General features: G+C 51.1%; 18 protein-coding genes and 2 pseudogenes. 9 read left to right on the forward strand and 11 right to left on the reverse strand.

Annotated features, from left to right (window positions below; genetic code table 11):
* Positions 1–166: 166 nt before the first annotated feature.
* Positions 167–1,302, reverse strand: a protein-coding gene (locus tag R0135_RS14455) for an IS3 family transposase (RefSeq protein ID WP_407347622.1) whose coding sequence is annotated in 2 segments (ribosomal slippage) — positions 167–1,059 and positions 1,059–1,302 — 1,137 coding nt in all. Because the reading frame shifts where the segments join, the coding sequence is not laid out codon by codon here.
* A gap of 297 nt (positions 1,303–1,599) precedes the next feature.
* On the opposite strand from R0135_RS14455, the gene R0135_RS14460 reads away from it, so the two are divergent.
* The 3 genes from R0135_RS14460 (at position 1,600) to R0135_RS14470 (ending at position 4,751) form a co-directional block, all read left to right on the forward strand.
* Positions 1,600–2,133 (forward strand): class I SAM-dependent methyltransferase, encoded by a 534-nt coding sequence (locus R0135_RS14460; protein ID WP_407347623.1) that lies wholly within the window; start codon positions 1,600–1,602, stop codon positions 2,131–2,133.
* A gap of 4 nt (positions 2,134–2,137) precedes the next feature.
* Positions 2,138–3,415 carry an ATP-grasp domain-containing protein gene (locus R0135_RS14465; protein ID WP_407347624.1) on the forward strand — a complete coding sequence of 426 codons (1,278 nt, stop codon included), beginning with the start codon at positions 2,138–2,140 and terminating at the stop codon, positions 3,413–3,415.
* A gap of 235 nt (positions 3,416–3,650) precedes the next feature.
* On the forward strand, positions 3,651–4,751 hold the full coding sequence (locus R0135_RS14470; RefSeq protein WP_407347625.1) for a DegT/DnrJ/EryC1/StrS family aminotransferase: 1,101 nt from the start codon (positions 3,651–3,653) through the stop codon (positions 4,749–4,751).
* A gap of 229 nt (positions 4,752–4,980) precedes the next feature.
* Here the strand turns inward: R0135_RS14470 and R0135_RS14475 are convergent.
* Positions 4,981–5,686 (reverse strand): annotated as a pseudogene (locus tag R0135_RS14475) (integrase core domain-containing protein).
* Between the two features lie 409 nt (positions 5,687–6,095).
* Here R0135_RS14475 and R0135_RS14480 point away from each other — a divergent pair.
* The 4 genes and pseudogenes from R0135_RS14480 to R0135_RS14495 all read left to right on the forward strand — a co-directional run bounded on the left by R0135_RS14480 (position 6,096) and on the right by R0135_RS14495 (position 9,830).
* Positions 6,096–7,244, forward strand: coding sequence for a TDP-N-acetylfucosamine:lipid II N-acetylfucosaminyltransferase (locus R0135_RS14480; RefSeq protein ID WP_407347626.1), 1,149 nt, complete (start codon positions 6,096–6,098; stop codon positions 7,242–7,244).
* Positions 7,245–7,339: 95 nt separating this feature from the next.
* Positions 7,340–7,559, forward strand: a pseudogene (locus tag R0135_RS14485) (integrase core domain-containing protein); the annotation flags it as partial.
* Positions 7,560–7,761: 202 nt separating this feature from the next.
* A complete protein-coding gene (locus R0135_RS14490; protein WP_407347627.1) occupies positions 7,762–8,349 on the forward strand; it encodes a methyltransferase domain-containing protein in 588 nt (195 codons plus the stop codon).
* A complete protein-coding gene (locus tag R0135_RS14495; RefSeq protein WP_407347628.1) occupies positions 8,346–9,830 on the forward strand; it encodes an MOP flippase family protein in 1,485 nt (494 codons plus the stop codon). The genes R0135_RS14490 and R0135_RS14495 overlap by 4 nt, the downstream gene beginning before the upstream one ends.
* Positions 9,831–9,984: 154 nt before the next feature.
* On the opposite strand, the gene R0135_RS14500 is transcribed toward R0135_RS14495, so the two are convergent.
* The 5 genes from R0135_RS14500 to R0135_RS14520 all read right to left on the reverse strand — a co-directional run bounded on the left by R0135_RS14500 (position 9,985) and on the right by R0135_RS14520 (position 15,877).
* A complete protein-coding gene (locus R0135_RS14500; RefSeq protein WP_407347630.1) occupies positions 9,985–10,755 on the reverse strand; it encodes an FkbM family methyltransferase in 771 nt (256 codons plus the stop codon).
* Between the two features lie 309 nt (positions 10,756–11,064).
* Positions 11,065–12,255 carry a glycosyltransferase family 4 protein gene (locus R0135_RS14505; protein WP_407347631.1) on the reverse strand — a complete coding sequence of 397 codons (1,191 nt, stop codon included), beginning with the start codon at positions 12,253–12,255 and terminating at the stop codon, positions 11,065–11,067.
* Positions 12,256–12,602: 347 nt separating this feature from the next.
* On the reverse strand, positions 12,603–13,724 hold the full coding sequence (locus R0135_RS14510) for a DUF1972 domain-containing protein (RefSeq protein WP_407347632.1): 1,122 nt from the start codon (positions 13,722–13,724) through the stop codon (positions 12,603–12,605).
* A gap of 16 nt (positions 13,725–13,740) precedes the next feature.
* Complete coding sequence (locus R0135_RS14515) at positions 13,741–14,844, reverse strand: glycosyltransferase (protein WP_407347634.1); 1,104 nt, start codon at positions 14,842–14,844, stop codon at positions 13,741–13,743.
* Positions 14,845–14,893: 49 nt separating this feature from the next.
* Positions 14,894–15,877, reverse strand: coding sequence for a glycosyltransferase family 2 protein (locus R0135_RS14520; protein WP_407347636.1), 984 nt, complete (start codon positions 15,875–15,877; stop codon positions 14,894–14,896).
* Positions 15,878–16,093: 216 nt separating this feature from the next.
* On the opposite strand from R0135_RS14520, the gene R0135_RS14525 reads away from it, so the two are divergent.
* Positions 16,094–17,260 carry a hypothetical protein gene (locus R0135_RS14525; RefSeq protein ID WP_407347637.1) on the forward strand — a complete coding sequence of 389 codons (1,167 nt, stop codon included), beginning with the start codon at positions 16,094–16,096 and terminating at the stop codon, positions 17,258–17,260.
* Positions 17,261–18,688, forward strand: coding sequence for a hypothetical protein (locus R0135_RS14530; RefSeq protein WP_407347638.1), 1,428 nt, complete (start codon positions 17,261–17,263; stop codon positions 18,686–18,688).
* Between the two features lie 58 nt (positions 18,689–18,746).
* Here R0135_RS14530 and R0135_RS14535 read toward each other — a convergent pair whose 3' ends face one another.
* The 4 genes from R0135_RS14535 to R0135_RS14550 form a co-directional block, all read right to left on the reverse strand.
* Entirely contained in the window at positions 18,747–20,585 is a 1,839-nt protein-coding gene (locus R0135_RS14535) for a hypothetical protein (RefSeq protein ID WP_407347639.1), read from the reverse strand.
* Between the two features lie 207 nt (positions 20,586–20,792).
* Positions 20,793–21,785 carry a 4-hydroxythreonine-4-phosphate dehydrogenase PdxA gene (gene pdxA, locus R0135_RS14540; RefSeq protein ID WP_407347640.1) on the reverse strand — a complete coding sequence of 331 codons (993 nt, stop codon included), beginning with the start codon at positions 21,783–21,785 and terminating at the stop codon, positions 20,793–20,795.
* Positions 21,769–23,043, reverse strand: coding sequence for a peptidylprolyl isomerase (locus R0135_RS14545; protein ID WP_407347641.1), 1,275 nt, complete (start codon positions 23,041–23,043; stop codon positions 21,769–21,771). The genes pdxA and R0135_RS14545 overlap by 17 nt, the downstream gene beginning before the upstream one ends.
* Before the next feature lie 7 nt (positions 23,044–23,050).
* Entirely contained in the window at positions 23,051–25,534 is a 2,484-nt protein-coding gene (locus R0135_RS14550; RefSeq protein ID WP_407347642.1) for an LPS-assembly protein LptD, read from the reverse strand.
* Positions 25,535–25,629: the final 95 nt, after the last annotated feature.

Raw genomic sequence — 25,629 nt, forward strand, 5'->3', positions numbered from 1 at the left:
CGCAAATCTATGGCAGCGTTCGATGCCCGCGCTGTGTGGCTGAGGTCGTTAGATTTGGTCAGGAATTGACTTCGGTAGGAAGAGTATCTGGGAGCCCATTGCGAGAGATTCAAGATGCGGCGATACCCCTGTGGACTTCCCACAGTACCGATGACACGACCGGGCCTCAAAATGAGGCTGCTTCAAAGGCCTCGGGACTGACACCGCCGATGTGGCTGTGTCGGCGTTGTCGATTGTAGAACGATTCTATGTAATCAAAGATATCGGCGCGAGCGAGATCACGTGTTTTGTATAGCCGCTTTTTGATGCGCTCCTTTTTGAGACTGCTGAAGAATGATTCGGCAACGGCATTATCCCAGCAGTTGCCGCGGCGACTCATGCTTGGAACCAGCCCGTTATCAGCGCAGAAACGCATCCAGTCATCGCTACCGAACTGCGTGCCTTGATCAGAATGCACAATCACCTTTTCTGAGGGGCGACGTCGTGTGACCGCCATCAGCAAAGCATTCAGGACAACCTCTCGACCAAGCGAAGGTTTCATCGACCAGCCCACGACCTTACGCGAGAACAGATCCACGACGACGGATAAGTACAGCCAGCCTTGCCAGGTTCGGATGTACGTAATATCAGTCACCCAAGCAATGTCAGGAGCATCTACGGTGAATTCGCGTTGCAATCGATTGGGAGCGATCAACGAGGGGCGACCCGCAATTCGCCGAGGCGCCTTGTAACCCCGTAGCGCCTTGATTTTATGGGTTCTCATGATTCTAGCTACACGGTGCTTTCCGCAGGTTTCCCCGGCTTCACGAAGGTCGAGGAAGACCCGAGGCGAGCCATAAACGCCGCTACTGGCTGCGTAGGAATCCCTAATGAGGCCGAGCAATCGTTGGTCTTCTATTGCTCGCTTCGACAGTGGGCGATGGAGCCAAGCATAAAAGCCACTCCGTGCAATCTTGAGCATTCGACACATCAACTGGACACTCCAGCGATCCCGATGTGCAAGCACGAACTGGTACTTCACTCGAGGTCCTGCGCGAAGTACCTTGCCGCCTTTTTTAGGATATCGCGCTCCTCCTGGGCGCGCCTGAGTTCTGCTCGCAGCTTGAGTACTTCCTGCTTGGCGAGCAGGAGTTCGTTGGCTTGAGCTTCGTTCTTATGGGGTTTTACAGCGTTGATCCATTTGTACAAACTGTGTGCTGATACACCGAGGCGTTCAGCGACTGTTGGTACAGAATGGTTTTTCTCAAGGACCTGACGTACCGCCTCTTCCTTGAACTCGGGGGTGTAACGTTGGTTGCTCATGGGCTTCCTCCTATGGGCTTATCATAGCCCGGAGGTGTCTACCGCACCGTGGGAAGTCCAATCATAGCCCGGAGGTGTCTACCGCACCGTGGGAAGTCCAAGGGCTTCTTTGAAGTGTCCGTAAAATCGGGGTAGAACTCGGTAAATGTAGCGCTGTGTTGCGTAATTTTTGGCGGAGTATCTGCACGTTATGACTGAATTTTCAAATAGACTCCTTGGGGTCAGGGACTTGGTGGGCAACTGGTGCTCGCCGGCTGTTTTAATTGATCATTGTTGTGGGCTTCTTGAGGGGTCTTTATGAGTGGAGAAGTGTCTGAATTAGACAAAGCTATATATTTGAAAATCAGAGAGAATGTAGCCCGCTTTATCAAATTGAACGCGTCAAAATTTGACGCCCCTTCAATGAAGGTATTGGATGTTGCACCACAGGATCATGCCGGAGCGAAACAATTTTTTGTTACGTCCGATGTGTTTACTGCAGACATAGATCCTGATTCCGGTGCGGACTACATAATCGATATATGTCAACGGAATTTTAATGTTCCCGATGGGAGCTTCGACATTGTTGTGTGCACTGAAGTTCTAGAGCATACATTGCAGCCTTTTGCAGCAGTCGCCGAGTTACGAAGGATGTTGAAGCCAAAGGGGGTCTTATTGCTTACTACTCCTTTTAACTTTCGTATTCACGGGCCTCTGCCGGATTGCTGGCGATTTACTGAGCATGGGTTGCGAGCTCTCCTTAAGGATTTCGATAAGGTTAACATCGATCAGCTGGAAGACTTAGAGCGTTTTCTTATGCCTTTTCAATATACAACTGTGGCAAGTAGGTAGTCCTATGAAGAATGTGCTGGTGTTCCCCTGTGGGTCGGAGATAGGCCTAGAGGTCAACCGATCCCTAGCAGGCTCGCTTCACTTTCGGCTGTTCGGCGGTAGTAGTGTTGATGATCATGGACGGTACGTTTACGAGAACTACATCGGTGATCTTCCCTTTGCCGATGATGAAAACTTCGCTGAGCAGATAAATGCTGTTGTATCTAGATACGATATAGATTTGATTGTTCCCGTGCACGATGCTGTCGTACTTAGGCTCGCTGAGTTGCGGCCGGTTATCGATGCAATCGTAGTTACCTCGCCTTTGGAAACTTGCCGTATTGCACGATCAAAGACGCTTACCTATGAGGCGCTTGCCGGCGTCGTTCAAACGCCGAAGATTTATGAGTCAGGTGCAATCGAAAAATTCCCCGTGTTTTTGAAACCTGACGTGGGGCAGGGGTCTAAGGGCGCAGCTGTTGCAAACACGCTACAGGAGGTGGATCTGCGAGTAGATCGCCAGGCCGGATTGCTGGTCTGTGAAAACCTCCCGGGCCCCGAGTATACCGTCGATTGCTTTACCGATCGCCGTGGTAAACTCCGTTTTGCGTCTGGCAGGGAGCGGGTACGCATAACGAACGGAATAAGCGTTGCTTCACGAGAGGTGGATGACGTGCGTTTTTTTGAGACAGCTGCAGCAATAAATAGAACTCTCGAGTTTCGAGGCGGTTGGTTTTTCCAACTAAAAAAACGCCGTGACGATGAGCTTGTTCTGTTGGAGATCGCAACACGCACAGCGGGTACGATGGCGCTTTTTCGGGTCGATGGTGTGAATTTCGTGCAACTTAGTTTGTTCGATGCGTTGGGGCATGATGTGGAAATCATTCGTAACCACCTGGCGGTGGAGATAGATCGGGCGCTATTTTCTCGTTACAAATTAAACTTCGATTATTCAACACTATATGTAGATTTCGACGATACGCTGATTGTGCGAAGTAAAGTAAATAGCCTACTGATTGCGCTGATTTATCAGGTGAAGTCTGTCGCCGGTAAGCGAGTCGTTTTGCTGACGCGCCATCGCAAAAATGTGTTCGAAACGATGGATTCGTACTCGATTAGTAAAGATTTGTTTGACACGGTGGTGGTTTTGAGGGACGGCGAACGAAAGAGTGATCACATTAAGAGTGTTGATAGTATTTTTGTCGATGACTCATTCGCGGAGCGGTTAGACGTGTCAAAAACAGTTGGAATACCAGTGTTTTCATTGGATGCCGTGGAGTCATTGTTAACTTGGCACGGATAGTTCCACAATAACTGAGATTGGTTGAATATCACTTACTGTGATTGGAGTGGAAGCTCTGCCAGATTCACGATTTTACATCGCAGATACCTATAGACCACGCCGCAGTTGTTTATACGCCGGCCAAGCCCTTCTAGAGCAGTTTTCGATAGGGCTATGACTGAGTATTTGTACGATATTCCAGGGCGCGCGCTTTCGGGCACGCCACACAAAAAGCGCAAAAAGATCCCATGAAGAAATGACTCGTAAAAAGATCAACGTCACAAAGCCTTTTCTGCCCCCTCTGGATGAGTTTACACCGCTACTTGAGCAGATTTGGAGCAGCGGCATACTTACGAATGGCGGCCCAATGCATCAGCAATTGGAGGAAGCACTTTGCGAGCACCTCGGGGTAAAGTACCTCTCGCTTTTCGCTAATGGCACCATCGCCCTGGTAACCGCACTAAAGGCGCTTAGAATTACAGGCGAGGTTATAACAACACCATACTCCTTCGTTGCCACTTCACACTCGCTGCTGTGGAATGATATCGAACCGGTTTTTGTGGATATTGAGCCTGATACGCTCAACATTGATCCAAACTCTATAGAGAGAGCTATTACATCTCGTACCTCTGCGATCCTCCCTGTTCACTGCTACGGCAATCCTTGCGCTGTTGATCAGATAGAAGAAATTGCAAGCAACTACAATCTTAAGGTTGTATACGATGCGGCGCATGCATTTGGGGTTGAATGTCATTGCGGGAGCTTACTAAAACATGGAGACCTGTCTGTTCTCAGTTTCCACGCCACTAAGGTTTTCAATACATTGGAAGGTGGTGCCATAATATGTCCTGATGCCAATACGAAGCGCCATATAGACAACTTGAAGAATTTTGGCTTCGTTGATGAAACCACGATAGTAGCTGCTGGTATAAACGGGAAGATGAACGAAATTCAGGCGGCGATGGGCTTATTACAGCTTAATTACATCGACGACCTACTACTAGAACGAAAAAAAATAGATAAGCGATATCGCGATGCATTATCGGTTGTTGATGGTATTCATGCTTTGCCGAGCGGGCCGCAAGAGAAAGCTAATTACGCCTACTTTCCGATATTGATAGAAGATAGTTATCCATTAACACGTGACCAACTTTATGCATATTTGAAAGAGCATGGCATCTACGCGAGAAGGTACTTTTACCCTCTGATATCAGAGTTCCCCATGTACAGAAGTGGTAATTCGGCTAGATCAGATAATTTACCTGTTGCACATAATGCGGCGAGTCGCATTATTTGTTTGCCGATCTATCCGGGTTTAAGTGAGAGCGATCAGTCCCTGATTGTATCCCTGCTCTGAAGATTAAAATTGGTGCTCTTGTGCCCACTGTTCGCTCGTTAACAGTTCCTCTCAAGTTCGCCAATTGGAAGGTCTAGATTATTGTGGCTAGATTCGTTATCTCGGCAGTGAATGGTGCTATTGGATGACCTTTCCCCAAGTTAACGCCAATCCTTGGATGAGGCTCCATAAGTTATGCTGCCTTTTTCGCAAAGGCAACCGGCGGTAAACAGTTGAGTGAGCTGTGCGGTCAGATGTTGTTGTATTGGTGTTGCCACCGCATGACTTCGACTTGGGTCTCCTCCATAGTTCGGAGCCAGTGTCGGGGTAAGCCTCGTTCCTGAGCTTGCCATTCAGGCTCTCCATAAACGCATTCTGCGTAGGCTTCCTAGGTTGGATAAATCCAAGCTTCACCTGGGACTAGAGACTCCAAAAGAGTATACCTTGCTCGTGAATTCTGTACCGTTATCGCGAATGATCTCCTCTGGCTTGCTGCGGTTCTCAATGAGTTGATCTAGGAGCCGAGCGATCTGAGCACCTGTAATCGACACAGAGCGCAGCCGCCCAATCAACACACGCAAGAAGGTGTAAACCACATTCAGGACGCGAACGCCGTCCGTTGCGAATCTGGTCTGGGACGAAGTCCATCGACCAGCGCTGACTCATACGCGTTGGCACCTCCATTCACTGCCGAGGTCTTTGCAATTTCTTCCGCTTTGACGTGTGGACCTGTAACCCGTCCGATGACGGAAGGTGCGTTTCTTGTTTATTCTCAGGTTTGAGTTCGCTCAGACGCTTTGCTTCGTTGACCTCAATCCCAGCGTATTTGCGTCGCCAACTGCAAAAGCGTTCCTGAGTAAATGCCGAGCGCGCGACAAATGTTATCCATCTTGGCTACTGCCTCGTGCGTTCTAATCGCCCCCATTTATTCGATCTTCGGTGTAGCACTGTTTTATTGTGAAATGTTTATATCGGGGGATAGGTCAAAGTGATGGCTCAAATATTGCCGGAGGTCACTCTTTAGTGAGGCACCACTGAGCCGAGATTTTCTAGCATCTTCCGAGTCACACGGAAAAGTCTGGGGAAAACCAGAGTGAAGCACGCTTTCATGGTAAAGTTCGGGATTCGTTTTTGCGTTTGGATTGGTTTAAGACATTAGCAACAGTTCGGGTTCGCAGTGAAGCTGGCGTGGGCACTACAACAACGCGCTTCAGCGCGGATTCGAGTTTAAATGAGCAAGCGGCACAGTCGTTCGCAAGTGCCTCCTGCATCGCCCCTATCGTTGGGTCTATTTATCAATGATGGCGTGGTCTAAAAAATTATTCAAGTCACGCGGGCTTGTGGGTCGAGATGGATAGGTCAGGAATGAAAGAGCTCATCCATATAGTGCCCGATGAAAAATTCATCGAAATGGCAGTTCGCGAATTCGAGATAGCTGCCCCCGGCAAAAATCGCATATTAGTTTATGGAAAAAGGCGTCCTTTGAAATACCTTACGTCGTTGAGCGTTGAGTTTATGGGTTTTTCTGAGATGCGAAAGTATCTAAAAAGCGGCAACTACAAAGCAGTGGTTCTTCACTGGATGAATGACGTGTTGCTAAGGCTAATACAAGAGTCCCCACAAGGTCGCGGGGTGCTTTGGATCGGTTGGGGTATTGATTACTATGAGGCGCTAATTTTTCGTGGCAACTCAGCAGGCCTATATCTGCCAAAAACACGAAGACAGTTAGCAATGAAGTCCTTTCCTCTGAAGCCAATTTTGAGCAAGGCAATAAAGTCTGCAAGGCGAATTGCAGGGAGACAAGCAGACTATGTGTCGAAGTACCTAGATCGACTGGACTATTTTGCTCCGGTTTTAGACGTTGAGTACGATTTAGTAAAGGCAAAGAACCCAGACTTTAAGGCACAGTTTTTAGATTGGAATTACGGCACTCTTGAGGACGATCTGTACGTCGAGCCGGGTAAATCGAGGTTGGGTGATAACGTCTTATTAGGTAATTCAGCATCATACACGAACAATCACCTCGAGACCTTTGATTTTATCGAGAATAGTTTTGAACTAGATGGTCGCAAGTTAATAGTCCCGCTCAGTTATGGTGACAATGACTATGCTGATTTTGTTATTCGGGATGGTAAAAAAAGGTTTGGAAGCTTGCTAATGCCATTGACGGAATTCCTGCCAGCCAGCGACTATGCAGAATTAGTTTCTTCATGCGGATACGCATTCATGAACCATCTGCGACAACAGGCGGTAGGGAATATAGTCATGCTTATGCTCGGCGGTTCTAAAGTTTACTTAAACCCTGCAAATCCATTTTATACTTGGGTGACCGCTCGGGGAGGTTTCTTGGAGCAGATCTCTTTAGATAGTCGCGCGGGTTCTAAAATGTGTTTAGGGCCACTTCCTGCAAATGTAGTTGCGCGCAACCAACAGATCGTCGTCGAACACTGGTCCAGAGAAGCGAGTCGAAGAAGGACAGGCAAAGTTGTAAAAGAGCTGCTGGGCTCAGATTAGAAGTGATTCCAACTAAATATAGAAACTAATAGTCAGTCAAATGTGTCCAATCGGCCCGTTGTAGCCTAGGCGGTGATTTACATCTAACCGGGTGAGAGCCCACGCTGAATTCCTATGTCGAGCGCTTGAACCTGACAGCGCGGCATCAGTGGCTTGGTTTACATTCGTTCGTTTCGCATGGACCATGCACAAGCTTTAGCCGCACAGTTGCTGTGGCAATATAAGAACGAAGGATTCAACACCGCCATTGGCGGCGTGCCGCCAAGGCTACTAGATGATGACGGCTTAATCCTCTACCGAAAACAGCGATTATAAATGGGCTGATTACGTAGTGGTAGTTTCGCAATAGCTCTTCGTCATCTAATGAGAAATTTGTAAAAAAAGATAGTGGGGGTTGGAAAGTGTGAGTATGGTTGCAGGTCCTAGTTATGGCCACCCGAATAAGCGAGCCTACAACTGGCTCGCGTATCGGGGTTTCGATAAATTCCTAGTGAGTCATGCCCACCTAGTGCGAGGTGTGCTCTATGACCTGGGCTGTGGTGAGGTCCCGTATAAGGAGTGGTTACTCAACTACTGCGATCAGTATATCGGAGTCGATTGGTCCAATAGCCTGCATAATTTAAAGGCCGATATCGTTGCAGACCTCAACGAACCTCTGCCGATTATGAGCTGCAATGCAGACACGGTTCTATCTCTTTCAGTCATGGAGCATCTGAGGGAGCCACGGAGCTTTCTGGCGGAGGCACACCGGATTCTCAAGCCGGGTGGTGCGATGATTTTACAGGTCCCGTTTATGTGGGGGGTACATGAAGCGCCTCATGACTATTTCCGTTACACCAACTTTGGGCTGAAATATCTCTTCGAAAAAGCAGGATTCGTCGACATCGTAGTCCATCCGCAGACTGGTTTTTGGGCGATGTGGACAATGAAGTTCAACTACCAAACTGCGCGACTGATACGCGGCCCATGGGCTGTGCGCAAGTGTATGAGCCTTTTGCTCAATCTAGTTTGGACGATAAACCAGACAGTAGCGCCGCGGCTGGATAATTACTGGAAATCTGAAAACGAGGCGGCTGGCTATTTTGTTGTAGCTAGAAAGGCATGAGCCTCGCTGCCGGTGCCTTCTCTGCTGGACGCTGGACTGCTCTTTCCTCTGTGTACCGGGCGATTGCGCAGTTGCTGAATATTGCGGTGTTAGCGCGCTTTCTTGCTCCGCAAGACTTCGGCCTAATGGCCATGGTTATGGTGGTTTTGAGCTATGGCGCACTTTTTAGCGACATGGGATTAAGCACGGCCTTTGTGCAGCGCCGGGATGTCAGTCATGAGGAGCGCAGCAGTCTATACTGGTTGAGCGTACTTATGGGGGTAGTCGTGATGTTGCTATTCATGGCCATTAGTCCTTTCGCAGCGATGTTCTTTGGCGAGCAGCAACTGGTGACATTGATGATGCTGCTTGCAACCAATTTCCTGGGCGTAGCCCTGGGGCAGCAATTACGTATGGATTCGGAGAAGTCCCTCAATTTCAAACCCGTAGCTCTTATCGAAATTACTGCGGCTTCGACTGGACTGGTTGTGGCGGTCTCGGTGGCAGTTTCGGGTGGAGGTGTCTACGCACTGGTGGCTTCTGCCATGGTGACAACCTGGTTGTCTTCCACGCTGTTCTGGTTTGTGCTGGCAAAGGGCTGGCGCCCCACATTGCGATTGCGCTGGGATGAAGTGCGTTGGTTTGTGCGTTTTGGCGGGGGCATGGTTGTGAACAATACGATCAACCATGTAAACATGACTCTCGACTTAGTGGTTGGAGGTCGCATGTTGACTACAGATTCTCTGGGTTTTTACGCTGTGCCCCGCAATCTGATTTTGCATGTGCAGATGATGATAAACCCAATATTCACCCGTGTGGGTTTTCCTTTGATTGCGTCAATTCAACACGACAGAGATCGAGTGAGATTGTTGTACCTCAAGACTATGAATCTCTCCGCTTCGGTAAATGCGCCAATCTACGTCGCGCTCACGGTTTTTGCTCCAGAGTTCGTAGGACTGCTGCTTGGGTCCGGGTGGGAGGAAGCGGTACCTATAGTGAGAGTGCTAGCGATATGGGGTCTGCTACGTTCTTTTAGTAACCCGGTGGGTAGCTTACTCTTCGGGTTAGGTCGCGTTGCTTTGGCGACTAAGTGGAACATCGCTTTGTTGATAATTTTTCCACCAGTGATTTTGCTGGGCTCACGATGGGGTGCGCTCGGTATCGCTTGGAGCATGACGGCTCTTTCTGCGATGCTCTTTGTGCCAGCTTGGGCCGTGCTAGTGCGGCCAACTTGCGGCGCAACGTTGCTGGAGTATAGTCGCGAGGTAGTGGCACCGACTTTTTGTGCCATGCTTGCTGGTTTTTTAGCGTACAGCGCAGTATATCCGCTCGGTCAAGAATTACTCCGTCTTACGCTGGGTTTGACGACAGTTGTTTTCTCGTATTTCCTCTTCAGCAGACTAATGAATCGGGAATTTTTCAACATGGGCAAGTTATTGCTTGTTTCTCGGAAAGCTGTGGCCGAACCTCGGTTTCCTGATGACAATACTCCGATAATCTGAGCCGTACAGATCGTGTCTGCCCCCCCCCAGAGTAGTCGAGGTTGATGGTGCGGCGGACATTTCGGACTACTTTAGAGGTGGTTCATGCACTCCTATTCTGATCGCTGAAAAGTGATCGAGAGATGCATTCAGTGCGGCAAGGGGGCAACTGTGGTTAGAGTTCAACAAGAACTGTTGCTATAAACTTCCGATGTTTGGCTGGATGGAGAAAAATCGTGTTTAGTTTGCCTGTGCGCTGTATCAATTTGCTCCCCACAGCGCTGTATGGGTCGAACCCGTATTTCTCCATGTATTTAATGATGTCAGGACCTGGTTTTTCTATAATGACTATCGGCGCGCCTGACAGGGTCTGGTGGCCACCTAGTAAGATTTCGTATTCGTAGCCTTCTGCATCAATCTTAAGTATGTCTGGCGCTAATGCCAACTCATCCAGAGTGCCTACAGGTACATCGAAGCTTTCCAGACCTGCGCGCTCTTCCCTAAAAAACATAAAGTTATGAGGCCCCAGGAAGGATGATGCGAAGTCATTATCTAATGATGCTCTCGTATCCCAATAGGTGTATCCATAGCGCGGGACATGCAGCGTCAAGGCGTCAGGCTTAGCTCCAAGGGCAAGATTGTGGATGTCGATCGTAGGGTAGTGCTTACGAAGTGCCTGAGCCAGTATGGGATTTGGCTCAATCGAAGTTATGCGTGCGTCACCTAAAACTGAAGTAAACGAGTCTATTGACTGTCCTCTATTTGCGCCCACGTCAACAATTAACAAATCCTGTCCACGCAGCTCCTTTAACGGGAGGAAGTCGCTCTCGTGTGGGAGGCCGAAGCAGCGCAGTGGGGAGTCCTTTAGGCGTCTTGCGGTTAGAAGGCTTTTACTTGGGAAATACGAGGCTAGTGTCCTATACCACTTGGCAGCATAACTTCTCATTGACTATTAGTTCCCGGTTAACGCTCTTAGCAGTACCCTTTGTTCTGTTAGAGCATACAGCAGCGTGGTCCCTGTGGCCTATGCGGAGACGATTGCAGGGCTTCCTCGAAATCGTATCATGCTGACGTTAAGTAAAAGTATTCAGAAGTATCAGCTCATTCATCTAGGAGGTCTCGGAATGTAATCCATTTTCCGTCATGTATTTGCGGTTTGAGCGGGCATCACTGCGAGCAACGAAGTTACACCGCTAAGCGTGAGTGATTGTGGGGTTTACGGAGATCGGTCGTAGTCCCAGTCAATTAACAACACCTACAATGGCCTTTCTTGGGTCCGGCTGCGTTCATGTATCAAGAATGAAATCATGCTGGCGGTAGCTGAAACGGTTTTCTGCAAGCTGAAACGCTCACGCGCGGAATACATGGCCTCAGCGGCAACAGAGTCAAACAGCTGCGGGTTCTCGATTAGCTTCTCTACAGCATTGGCAAGACTGATGTGGTCGCCAGTATCATATAGCAAACCTGTTTTGTTAGACGTCACTATTTCCTGTAATCCACCACTGCTGGCAGCGATCACAGGACAGCCCATTGCCATCGCTTCGACGGCAACCCGTCCGAAGGCTTCCAGATGCGAACAAACCAGCGTAATTGATGCGTCCTGAAAGTAAGGTAGCGGCTCTGCGGCGGCACCAACGAAACGTACTTCTTTCACTAGGGAGCTCGACTTGCAAAGCGCGTGCAACTCCATAAGATAAGCGCGACTTCCCTTCCCAACGATGGTCAGCCTAACATGACGTCCGCGACGCTTTAACTCGGCTACTGCACGTATCGCAGTAATTTGCCCTTTATTTTCGTGAACCCGTCCGAGAATCAACAATTCAACTGGCTGACCCGGCTGGACACTCTGATGGTGCTCATGCGGCTTCAACTGCTTGTAGACCGAAAAGTCGAACCCGTTGTATATGACCTCTGCGCCCATAATTCCCCAACGGTTTGCTAAGCGCCGTCGAACTTCTTCAGAGTTACAGACTACTTTGTGAGTAGTGCGCTTTATGAAGTTAGCGCTTTGCTGATCGCCAAGGGTAAAAACAAAATTCAGATCTTCGTAGACAAATTCTCGAAAATGCCACACGTGCGGAATGGAAAGTAACTCAGCCAAGTACGCCCCGAAGGGAGTGGCCAATGAATTACTATAGATTAAATCTATCTGTAGGCTTGAATGACGGGCGATAAAAAGCTTCGCCAATAATCGGTTGAGCGAGCAACCTGTTAGTGAGAGCAGACGTTTTTTTTCTGACGTTATCCACCAAAAATAGGGGTGGACTATCACTTCGACACCAATGGTCTCCAGCCGTTGCTGAAAAGCGCCTCTAGCGGGAAGCAGAACGACTGGGCTGTACTCCGTCATTTGTTGTAACGCCTCGACAAGCGATAGTAACGAACGTTCGGCTCCATAAAGCAATGGAGAGTGGGAAACAAACAGGACTCGATGAGGCTTAGTCATACAATACCCGCTCGATTAGAGATCAAATCGAGCGGCCTTGTTCGAACGCGAGTTGACCTTGTTGGTCCTATAAAATCCCTCTGCTGGAAATTCATTAAAACTTTGCTCGAACAATGTCGGAGTGGTCATCAAGGGGTAATTCAGCTAATTTCTCCATTGTCCTAAGTCTGCCCTATTGCATGGCTAACGTAAATTTGCAATCTTGAGGAGTTGCCAGACTTTCGTGGACACCAGCTTTAGGCTGCTTGGCGGGAGCCTCAACATGCTTTCCATACGTAGGCAGCTGTGGCTTGAAAAGTTGGAGGGCGAGCCTCTCAGTCAGGTCTAACCCATTGAAATAAATGGAATTATCTATCGTGTCGATTCTGTTGGAAAATTTCAGCATAGGAGGCGGCCACCGCGGTCCAGCTGTAAATGCTTTCTACTCGACTGACCAACTGTGCTTTGGTTGAGCTCGGCACACTGGTATCCAATCGCGCTAGGATTGAAGGGATGTCCTTGCTCGCGGCAAAGAAGTCACCGATATTGCCCGTCACTTCACGGTTGAATACATTGTCATGAGCGACGGTGTGATTTGCGCAGGCCATTGCTTCAAGAAGCGAAGGATTTGTGCCGCCGACGCTGTGACCGTGAAAGTATGCTCGACAGTGCCATCGCAAACTCAATAGGCGCTGGGGGTCGTAGATTGCGCCGACGAAAACGATTCGCGCACCTCCTAGGTTTAGGAGAGAGCGAACATAGTCTGAGTGAGCGCTATGATCACCAACCACTATTAGTTTCCGATCCGAGTTCGATGCTGAAAACCCTTCGACAATCTCGCGAACGTGATTTTCGGGCTCTAAACGGCAGACGACCAGATAATACTCGTTGCTTTCTATTGGCAGGTCATCAACCAGCGAAAAATCTGGTGGTGACGCTACAATTTCTGCGCCATATGGAATCATCGTGGTTTTTTGCGATACACCGTACCTTTCGTTTAAGTAGGTCGCGATACCTTCAGCGTCGGCAATGATTCGATGAGAAAATCTTGCTGCGCACCACTCCATAAGTTCCAGGTAGCGTTTCACGAGCGGTGACCACTTGTCCCGTTTCCACTCCAGGCCATCCATATTGGTCCAAAAGTTGGTTCGAAAAAGGCGGGGAAGAAAGAACGCGAATGCAGCGTGATACCCCAGCATATACACTATCGAATATCCGCGGAGGGTCATAATTATACTGGCCACATCGAACCAAATAGAACGTAGCCCGACCACAGGGGGAGTTGGAAGATAAACTAAATTCACTCCCTGGTAATGGTTCTTTGAATAACTCTGGCTGCGCTCACAAAACACCGTAACATCATGGCCTAGTGCAGCAAGGCGTACGGCTAGTTGTTCCGCAAACGTTTCAAAACCGCCAAATTCAGCGGGGATTCCTCGAGACCCTAAAATTGCGATACGCAGTGGTTTGTGTTGCTGCTCAACCTTCATTGTTGAAATGTGTTCCTTAGAGATACTCGTCAGATAGAAGGGCATGTGCGAAGCCGGTCCAAGAGTATTTTGCACAGTGTTTCTCGATACAGGGCGCGGTCATACCTAGTTTTGTTTTATCCAGACCTCGGAGCGCATCTGCCAACGCCGATGGGTCCGCATCGCTTAGCCAGCCCGTTTCTCCCTCGATGACGACATCGGGTAGGCCGCCAACTTTTGTCGCCAATACTGGCGTAAGGTAGTTGTAGGCGATAGGGATTACTCCGCTGCCTGTGGCCGAGCGGTAAGGGAGGACGACTATGTCGGCCCGAGTAAAGAGGTCCGCGGTTTCGTCGGCGGATACATAGCGGGGGATGATTTCGACTTTTTCTTCAAGCGTAAGTTCAGCGATACGCTCTCGCAGCTCCTTTTCTCCATCCCAAAACTCTCCTGCAATCGTGAGAAAAACACTTTCGTTCTGCAGCATCCCCATTGCTTCGATTAGCATGTCGAGGCCTTTGTACGGTCGCACAAAGCCGTAAAATAGGAGTTCTAGTGATGCCCTCCTTTGCAAGACCCGTCGTGATTTCGGGTATTGATCATAAATAGGGTGTGGGTGTATTAGGACTCTTGCCGCTGGGCGTAGCTCTTTTAGGCGAGCGGCTTCGGCCTTGCTGTGAACGATAAATCTGCTGGCTTGCGTTAAGAAGACTCGCGTTAGCCATCGTTTCCAGTTAGTTGCCTCATGGTCAAGAACGTTATGACACATCAGTACAACCTGAATGTCGTTGCGTTTTAGCGACCAAATTATGTAGACCAATAACGGTCCCAGGAAGATGGTCCACCAAGGTACGAGAACGAGGTCAGGTCGCAAAGACTTGATTTTACGCGCAGTCACAAGCCAGGTTAACGGGTTCAGAGTATCGATAGAGTATTCAGTGTTCGCTTCCAAATGTCCCTTATGATCTGCGTCCTGATCACTTTCGCCTGGGAAGAGCCATTGGGGGTACAAACGCTTGAATGAAATAACGCGGCAAATATTGTTCTGCGCGAGCGCTCTTGAGAGCTGTGTTGTGTGTTCGGCAATGCCTCCACGGAATGGGAGTACGGGGCCGATAATGACAATGCTTGGTTTATCCATTTTGTGTGGTGTTTTTTTGGCGCAATGATATTTTATGTGACTCTATCGCTCACTGACGTGGGGGCTTCGCCACCGCATTCTCGATCTCCATGCGCTTTACCCGTTCAAGCGTCATCTCGAGCAATTGACGATTGGCGGCAATGAGGTCGGTGACGAGTCCAGCGACAAAAGCAATGAACCCCATTATTAGTAGAACACTGCCCAATAGCAGCGATTGGATATTTCCTGCGCCACCATCTGTGAAGTAGAAGTAGAGGAAGCGACAAATAGGCAGCATCCCGATAACTGTGAATCCCATGCCGACATAAAAAAACACTTTCAGCGGTTGGTACATCGCATACATCCGCAGAATCGTAGACACTTGGCGTTGTATGAACATTGGGGTGCTGGTGAACAAACGCGATTTACGCAGTTCACCGTTGGTTCGTACCGGGACAGATTCAACAGCCATATCGCGCTTACCGGCCTGGATTACCGTTTCGATGGTGTAGCTGTAACCTGACACAATATTTAGCTTAATAGCGGCCTCTCGAGAAAATGCGCGAAATCCGCTTACCGTGTCTGGGACGGCAATACCCGCCAGACGCCGAACAATGGCGCTGCCTACCCACTGCAAAACCTTTTTGAGCGGTGAAAAGTGCTCAATCAAATGCGTTTGGCGGTCACCAATGACGATTTCCGCTCGTCCGGACAAAATTGGGCCGACTAACAGGGCTACGTCCTCGCCCACATACTGATTGTCGCCATCGGTATTGACGATAATGTCAGCGCCCAGGGCGAGTGCCGCTTCTATACCTCGCCGAAAGCTCCGAGCAAGGCCCATGTTTCTCTTGTTGCGAACGATATGGTCAACCCCCGCGGCGCGAGCGACTTCTAGGGTCTTGTCAGTGCTGCCATCGTCGATGATGAGGGTCTCGATGATGTCCACACCGTCGATGTGACTCGGAAGATCGGCGAGCGTTATAGGCAAGGTTTGTTCCTCGTTAAAACAAGGAATTTGGATAATGACCTTGATCGAATCCTGATTGCTCATCTTTAAGGTGCCTTCTTTGATTGTTTTCTTCTCTGGAGTGCAAACGGTTCAGCGCTGGGCGTTGAGTGTCGCTTGATGTAGCTGGCATTTCCCGATTAGTCGCTGGCGACTCAAAGGGAGCTAACTTCAGCCCATGGTCGCTGCTCTGGACCACGAAAAAGCAAGTAGAGATGATATCATTTAGCGTTCCTGCTACATATCGCGAGCCTGCCCAATATGCTGCGTACAGCACTGCTTTGCTTCATTGTCGGACTATTGATCGTGATCGCGGGCTTAGCCGTGGTTGACTCATCACAGAGTAAAGGCGGCAAAGCGTCTGGCGAGTCTTGGTCTTATCAGGATATGCGTGTGGTCAAAGGTTTGCCACGCCAAGCTGGTAAAGCCACTGCTATCCAGTTTGATGCTGCAGGGCAGGCAATTGTTGAAGTTAGCGCCCGCCAAGCTCTGATGGAGGATCTACCTCTTCTTCATCTTGATTTCAAAGAGCGCTCGGATGTTTTGGCGATGATTGTTAGCTGGCGAAGCGCGGCGACGGGTGAACGATTGCAGTACCGTCGCATTGGGGTCTCGCCTGGTCGCTCATTTTGGTTGAATATGGCGAGCGAGCAAAGCTGGACAGGCGCAGCTAGCACGCTGGCGGTGATATTTTTGGGCCCTCCAGGTGGGAGCGTGGTGCTGGAGTCTATGGAGATTTTACCGGCAGTATTTCCCTATTCGATGTACCCAACGCTCGCTGATTGGGCGACTTTTGTGCCTTGGCAGCACAGTTCAATAAATAGCCATATTGGTGCTAGTTCCATAGCGACTACGACACTTCCAGTACTCGCGATTGCAGTCATTTTGCTAGCCGCGGTATTGGTTTACTTGGTGGCTGCCCTCGTGCTCAAAGAGCGCTTGCGCTTTCAGTGGTCTGTTGTCGGCGTAATCTTCTTGTTGAGTTGGATAGTGTTAGATTTTTTCTGGCAGGGCCGATTGTTAAGGCAGGCCGAGCTAACTCGAGAAACATTTGCGGGCAAGTCACCGGCGGAAAAGCGGCAGGCCGGGGGGGATCGTGAGCTTTATAATTTGATCACCGCAGTGCACGACGCAGTTGATGCGTCCGATGCGTCTGATGCGGCGAGAGTGCTTGTAAGCTCCGCTAGTGACTACAATGGAATGCGCGGCGCTTACTATCTTTATCCCAAGAACGTGTTTTGGCAGCGACACGCCAAGATCTTGCCCGATCCCAAGTATCTGCATTCCGGCGATTATGTTTTGCTACTCCAGCCTTCGTCGGTGATCTACGATACCCAGAATAGCTATCTGCGCTATGGCGCAATGAGCCGCCTAAAAGTGAAGTTACTACTGTCTAGCGATCTTGGTTCGCTCTACCAGGTGATCTGAATGGACGTTTTGCTGATGGCCTTTGCGCTATTGTTATTAATGATACCCGGAACTTTGTTGGCTTTTCTGATTGTTCCAGAAGCCGCAGCAAGTCGGCGGACGCTCATAACGGGTTATGGAATCCTTCTGGGGCTGGTGGGTGTTCCAGTGATTATGCGGTTCTTGAATGCGTTGGGCATGCCCTTGTCATTTGCTATATGCGCTGCGGCCGTTGCGATGGTGGCCGGGGCGCTGCTGGCCACTGCAATTTATAGGGGCGGATCATTGGTCGATGGCGCACACACTGTTTCAGTGTCGGCCAAAATATCTACGGTTGATAAAGTTTTTATGGGCGTATTGTTCGCGCTCATCGCGCTAAGAATCGGCGGCCTTGCTGTGGATGTTATCTGGCGTCCGGTGTTTGGCTGGGATGCAACCATGCACTGGGCTACCAAGACGCGAGTCTGGTTCGAGTACCTTGAATTGCGTCCTTTTATAGAGAACGCGGATTGGCTGAACGATCCCAACACATCGTTATTTACTGATCATCATCCCGGGTATCCAATAACCATCCCGTTACTGCAGCTTTGGATGACGACAGCGATAGGTCAATGGGACGAAAGTTTGATGAATCTTCCTTGGTTACTGTGCGTGGTTGGACTGGGGTTGGCGTTTTATGGGCAGGCTCGCGAAGCAGGCGCCGGTGCTATGTTGTCGCTGGTGTTTACTTACTTTTTACTCTCAATGCCACTACTTAATGCGCATGTGGCACTAGCAGGTTACGCCGATCTTTTTTTGGGTGCCTGCTATTGCCTTGCGATGATGGCGTTTCACAATTGGTCTATGCGCCGGGCTCATTCTCAGGCCGTGCTAGCAACCCTGTTTGCCGTGTCATGTGTGTTAATCAAGAATGAGGGGGTTTTCTGGTTATTGACGTTTGTTCCGGCGTTGTTGATGGTGTTCTTTCCGGGAAAGAAAGCCCTGCTACTGTTGCTTGGGTTGGCGCTTATAGCATTTGCCCTATTGGCAGTTTTTCCTCGTGATCTTGTGTTTGCGGGGCACTCGCTGCAAGAACTGAACTTGTTTTATCGCCCTGGCGCGTTCAAAGCGGTGTTTGACAGCTTGTTCCTGCACGACAACTGGCACCTGTTTAGCTATTTATTGGTTAGTTTGATTGTTCTTGCGCTGTTGTTTCGAAGATCAGCTTTAATGGTCTATTCGGGTGTGGGCGTGGCGTTAGCAGCTGCAACATGCTTGTTTTTGTTTCTTTTTGTATTTACTGCTTATTCTGGTGGCGCATTGCGATTTACGGCGGTAGGTAGAATAAGCTTGCAGCTTGTACCTGCCTTTATGTTCTTTTGTCTTTTGTTAGCGAAAGACTTGCTGGGACCGCCAGAATCGAAGAACGTTAGCTTGAAAAATATTCCTGAGTTCTCTTCTGTTGCCTAATATGTGATGAAGAAGCGCTTGCTTCGATTGTTCCTGGTATTCTGATGAAGCTGGAGCGTCACTGAACACTGCTCCGCATCGCGGGCCAGGCATCTATCGCAGCAGCCCATCCCGTCGCAAAGTCCCGGAATTTGCCAAGCAGTTCTGTTTCGCTAGCGTCTATTGGGACACCACTTATGTGCGTAGGAGAATGCTCCTCATCCATAGACCGCTCCACTTCCTCTACGCCGCGGTTCAGATACGACTGCCAGTTAATCGAAGGAAGTTGAATCGCTCTTTCTGCCTGCATCTTCATTAAATACAACGAATGCGCCTGGCCCTTAGCCTGCTCCGTTCGGTAATCCAGCAGCAGGTCTTCGTCAGATCGGGCCGCCAGTCGTCGCGCATCCTCCGCCATATTCTTCAAACGCGATTCTGGGTTGCTCGCATCTTTGTAATCGATGTTCTCCGTCATGTAGCGAGAGAACAAAACGATTCCACCTTCGCCGGCGATAGGGTCTTTGATGCTCATGTGACTTCTATCATCCAACGGTAGGTGAGGCACGCTCCAGCCATACTCAAGCACCGCGCCGTGGTGATACATGGTCTCGATCATAGTGCCGAACAGCAGGTCTTCACCGCGAAAGGCAGGAAAATACGGCGGCAACAAATGACTATTATCAAGGCCCGTCATCTGCGACATAAACGCCATCTTATGCAGTGTTGGACGAGTGCATCCCAGCCAGTTACAGCGATTCTCTACGGCATTAACCATGCCGTGGGGTGCGTTGACTAAACGTTCGATTGAGCGTTCATCAAGATTGAGCGTCCAGTGGGCGCCACCCGTACCCGGATCACCCCAGGCGCCGGATTGGGTAACCAGAACCGGACTTGTAGGGTCCAGGACATTCAGCATGGCGGCGTTGGTATTTTGAAGCCACTGACTATCCAGCTCTCCGCCCGCAAGCTCGCTTAGCGAGTGGCCCAGGCTCTGACCAAGGCACTGCAGATGTCCTGACAGAGGGTCAAACTCGGCGGGCATCCCCTGAGCGATCAATGTCTCGCGGTCCTGATAAAAGGCCGCTTGGCGCTGACCGGTAAATGAAACTCCTTCCTCCTGCACCGGCGGTAAAATTGCCTGACAGGTTACATCGTCATCGAGCACGATTGCCCGGTAGCCTACAGACAGCAACAACGCGAGGGTTCTGGAGCGGCCGTAGGTTTTGTAGCCCGTCCACTGCTCGGGATCTATCAAAAAGCGAATGCCTTGCTCGTGCTCAGGCAGCGCGGCAATGAGTTTGTCTTGGAGCTCGCGCTGCTCTGCGGCGCCAAAATACTGCATGTCCTTGGCGCTGCGCAGATTAAAGGTATCCACCAGCTCGCGATTGGCTATGCGGTTGCTCTCCTCGCGGGAATCATCAACGAGATAAAGCGCGTCATGACGACTAAGGTTGCCCGATCGCAGCATGGACTCCAGCAGACGATTCACAGCCTCGGGGCGATCGCAGGTGATAACAAATACACGACTTGGCGCTAACTCCCGCGGCGGTGCGTCGGTAAGGCGTTGCCGAATACCTTCGCCCATCAGTAAAAAACCGGACTCTGCAAGCTGCTGCAAGGTTGAGCCCACACCGGCTTCCTGACCGCGAAGTTCCGGGCGGGTGGTACACAGTCGTTTGGTGTGATTTTCGATGGTGTCAAACGAGGTGCAGGTCTTTAGCGCGTCCACAACGGGGGGAGCAATGAACTGCTGTTTGCCGTTGACCCGGTTGATAACCAGCATCTTTTGAGCATCCACGCCGATCAGCTCGCAGTCTGCAAAAGCGACCAGCGCAGCCGAAGTTGACGGACTAGCTGCGGTCGCAGTCTGGTTCGGCGTGGGTGTATGAGAATAGCTGTAAGAAAGATCGTCGGTCATGGTTTTGCGCTGTGTTGTGACGGTGCCCAAGGGCTTTAAAGCGAGCAATCCTGCCCGCTTTTCCTAAGAGAGTTGCCGAGTTGGCTTGTAGAACCACAGTGATTTCGGCTGAGGCGAAAGCTACGCCTTGTTAATGCTTGCAAGTGTATTGAGTAGGGGCGCTTGTGTAAACGGACGCCAGGTGTGGGTCACGCGGCTCAGGCGCAGCTAGCGCACCCTAACCAGATCCAGGGCGGACTCCACGGCAGCAAAAAAACTGCTGGGGTCGGCATCGCCAGTGCCGGCTAAATCAAAAGCCGTTCCATGATCCACGCTGGTTCGGATAATCGGCAGTCCCAAAGTGACATTCACTGCTGCACCAAAGCTCGCGTACTTGAGTACCGGTAAGCCCTGGTCGTGGTACATGGCCAGATAAGCATCGGTTTGGTCGCTCAGGCGTTTATTGAACGCTGTATCAGCAGGCCAGGGCCCGGACACATTAATGCCCTCTGATTTGGCTGCCTGGAGGGCGGGCTCAATGACCTCTATGTCTTCCATACCCAAATGCCCGCCCTCACCGGCGTGGGGATTTAGCCCCAGAACGCTGATCTGTGGCGAGGCGATACCAAACTTGGATTTTAGGTCCGCATCCATCACCCGAAGTACATCGAGTAACAGCGATTGATTGATAGCTGTCGGTACGGCGGCCAGAGGTATGTGCGTTGTCGCCAACGCCACTCGCAGATCATTCGCTGCAAGTAGCATCACCACCTGTGGGGTCTCAGTGAGTTCAGCAAGGTATTCGGTATGACCCGAGAAAGACACGCCACTATCGGCGATCACGGCTTTGTTCACCGGTGCTGTCACCATAGCGTCGAATTCGCCATCCATGCAGCCCTGCACAGCACGCTTGAGTGCAGCGAGTACTCCAGCTGCATTTTGTGACTCCACCTGAGCTGGGGCAGCAGATACGGCAAGAGGCTCGTGCAGAACAGAGAGTGTGCCAGCGTTACTGATTCGCTCGATATCCAGGTTGTAGGCGATGAATCGCGTTGAGAGGCCCAGCAGCGCTGCCCGTGCCTCCATCATGCCCCGGTCCGCAATCACCACCAGTTCCGCCGGCCAGTCCCGCTGAGACGCCGCCAGCACCACATCGGGCCCTATCCCCGCAGGTTCCCCTGCTGAGATGACAAGCCTTGGCAGCTTACTTGATGTCGACAAAGGCCTCGTCACGTATTTTGCGCAGCCATGCGTCGAGTTCTTCCTGGTATTTTCGACCGTGCAAAAACTCACGAACCTGAGCCTTGCGCATGTCCTCGGTGACGTCTTTTTCGCGCCGCTCCAGCACTTCCAGTATGTGCCAGCCAAACTGGCTGCGCACCGGTTGAGAGATCGTGTTGATCTCAGTGCTGGCCATGGTGTTTTCGAACTCAGGGACCATTTGTCCCGGACTGGTCCAGCCTAAATCGCCGCCTTCTGCCGCAGAGCCGATATCTTCGGAATACTCTTTAGCAAGTTCGCCAAAATCCTCTCCAGCTTCAGCGCGGGCTTTTAGCTCTGCCGCGAGCTCTCGCGCCTCATCATCGCTAAGGATCTCTGAGGGTTTGAGGAGGATATGGCGCACTCTTGTCTGGCTGATTGTCATGTCTCCGCCGCCGCGCTGGTCTGCCATGGTGACAATATGCAGGCCGCTCGGGCTCTGAAAAAGATCGGCCGTTTCGCCGCGACCAATGGTGGGAGCGACCTCCTGAAAGAGGCTGGGAAGGTCGTCAAGCTTTCGCCAGCCCAGATCACCGCCAGAGAACACATACTCGGGTGGAACAGAGGCCATCACCGCATCAAAGGCTTCACCACCGCGAATACGCTCTACCAGTGTCTCGCAGTACGCCGTCCGTTGAGCAACCTCTGCTTCACTGGTGTCAGAAGTAATCGGCAGGAGGGCGTGGATGATTCGATATTCAGGCTGAACAAGCTTTTGTCCCTCTTCGGTGGACAGATAGTTTTCGATTTCCTGTTCGCTGATCTGGATTAGCTGGTTCACGTTGCCTTGCTGCACGCGCTGAATGATCATCTCGCGTTCAATATTCTGGCGAATTTCACCGTAGGACCGACCCTCTTGCTCCAATAGCATCGCGAACTGCTCAGGGGTGAGACCGTTCTGGGAAGCAATACGCGCCATCGCCTGATCCAACTGACCATCAGAGATGCGTACGCCAAAGCGGTCGCCCATTTGGATCTGGATGTTTTCCAGAATGAGTCGGTCCAGGGTTTCTCGGATCAATACATCTTCCGGTGGCGCTTCAGCGCCCTGCATGGCGATGTTTTCGTTCACCGTGGCCATGCGCTCCCGAAGTTCACTGGCCATCACCACGTCGTCGTCTACGATGGCGACCACCTGGTCGAGCATCTCCGTGGCTGCATAAGCGCCAGACGTCAGGGTGCCGGCACACAAAAGAGCCAGCAATTGTCTACGGAGCAAGTTTTTTCTATCTGCTGTACGCAAGTCTGTTAAATCCTTGAATCATGTCGCCCATCAACTGTTCTACGCCATCTCCGAAACCGCCAAGGCCTTTGAGCACAAACTGTATCTGCGTGGCGTATTCGCGATCCAGATTGGGCGAATCAAAGTCGGGGATCTCGTTGCGAACGGTATCGAAGTAGCGCAGATGAAGCAGGCGAACCTGCCAACAGCAGCTATCGTATTCGATCCCGACCATATCTTCCACGCTACGGTTAGCTTCCAGACTGTAGTTCCAGGCCATAAAAAAGCGCCAATTGTTGTTGATTGGGTAGTAGGTAGATAAGTTGACCTGATCAGTGGTGGGTTGGTTCCCCACTAATGAAACTGGCCGCCGGAAGGTATACCCCGCATTGAACACCGTATCGTCATCCCGGGTATAGCTGGCAATGAGATTTCCGGAATTCATTTTTCGCGTCGACGGATCGTATTGCAGGTTGCTGCGCACGGACAGTCGTTCGTTGGGGTAAAAATTAAACTCACCGGCAAGCTCTGAATTTGAGCGGTCAAGCTCTGGGGCCGAAGCACCCAAGCGGACGCGGCGATTCGTAAAGTACACGATCTGCCCGATGCTGGCGTTGAACAGCTCTTCACCACTACTTTCGTCCAAAAACCGTGTGGTCAGGCCAATAGCCATCTGGTTGGCGTCATCGAGTCGATCTCGCCCGGAGAATCGTGTGTCCCTAAACAGTTGATTGTAGTTAAAGGTGAGCTCGGCGCTGTCAAAATCCGGCTGGTCTGTTTGTTCGTCGTATTGGCTGTAGAGATAAAAGACCCTGGGTTCCAAAGTCTGTACGACGTCCTTGTCGGCCAACTGGGTTCGCCGTTCAAAGAACAGGCCGCCGTCGACGCTGGCAAGACCGGAGCGGGCGCTTGGGTTTTCGTCCAGATTGCCCACCTGACGATTCAGTTCGTATTCAAGGACCCGGTACTTGGCAGTAGAGCGTAAAAAACCGTACTGCCAACTCATAGGATAGGTCACCCCGGCTTCACCGTAGAGTCGCTGACCGGTGGCAAGGCTCTCGGTGTCGGTATCAAAGTTGGAGTATTGCACCATTCCAATAGGATTTAGGGAGAAAGGCGTGCCCTGGCTGCGGTACTGCGCGGTGATCTGCGGCAGTTTTTTATAGTCGTTGCGAATGTCTTCGGCCAGCGGTTGGAACTGTTGGGCCTGTGCAGTGATGAGCCAGTCATCACCCAGATACTTGACCTGTCCAAGCTGCAACAGGTTTACATCGCGACGTGAATCGAGACGGGAGGTTTCCAGGTCACGGATCAGATCTACATCCGATACTTTGTTGTAGTTGATCAGTGAGCGCCATCGTCCTCCATAGGCTCCCTGGTGCTGAACATTAGCCAGCCAGCGCTTTGCATCCGGCTCATCCGGGAAATCGTCCGCGTACTGCTTATCGTTGCCGATATAGCTGCCCCCGAGCAGCCAATTGCCGTTGAATGGGTCCAGATATCGACCTTCAAACTCGTGGTTAATGCCTCGTTGACCGATATATCGAGGCGCGTAAAGCAGATCGTAGTTTTCTGCCAGATTCAAATACACAGGGACTCCGATATCGACACCGCCGCGGCTATCCGAGCCAATCGCCGGGAAAAGGAAGCCGCTGCGGCGTCGGTCATCCAGAGGAAAGCTCAGCCAGGGGGTGTAAAAAATCGGATATCCGCCCGCGCGTAGCGTGGCGTCGCGAGCGGTGCCCACGCCACGTTCGAGATCAAGCTCCAGCTGTCCGGTTTGCAGCAGCCAGTCATTATCGCCGGGAGCACAAAAGGTCATCTCGCCATCTTCGATGCGAATGAGTTCATTGCTGTCGCGGGAGAGTAAGGCGGCGCTACCGCGTAATTGCTGCTCATGGAGTACGAATTGACTGTTCTCCATCTGTGCTTCGCCAGTGCGCGAGTAAAACTGCCCGCGTTCGCCACGCAGCAGCACGCCGGGTTCTCTAAGCTCAATGTTGCCTTCGAGGGTTCCAGAGCGGGTTTCCCGGTCTATGCTGGCGGCATCGCTGGAAAACTCCCGGTAGCCTTGAGTGACCTCAACGCCGCCAGACAGGCGCACGGTATTGCCTTCCAGCTCGGTGCTTCTCGCGCTGGCGTTGATGGGCGAGGTATCAGGGTCCTTGGCTGCATTGGCGCCACTCTGAGGGTCAATGTAGCGGCCCTCGCACAGGCGACAGCTCAGGTTTCTCAGGGCTTTAGGAACGTCCTCGATGGGGACCCAGTCAAGCTCGGCCCCAACGCGGGGCTCAATGCGCTCCTCGATCAGCGCCTCATCCACCGCGACAGAGGCATCAGGCGACTGGTTCTGTGCAGCCACTAACCCGCTGCACATCAGCAGCAGCATCGCATAGCCTCCCCGACGCTGCCCAACGCCAGAGCGCGCGCCTGAGGCCTGTGATGACAGGTTCTTCGTGGCAAATCTTCTGGGTGAAGCTGTGGGCATCTGCGGCGGCTTTAGCGCAATGGACGGCGCATAATAAAGCATCGGTGAGACTGGCGTTAGACGCGGAGCTAAAGATTGTTAAGCTAGCGGCCTTT

The sequence above is a fragment of the Congregibacter variabilis genome, assembly GCF_045689235.1.
Classification (GTDB): Bacteria; Pseudomonadota; Gammaproteobacteria; order Pseudomonadales; family Halieaceae; genus Congregibacter; species Congregibacter variabilis.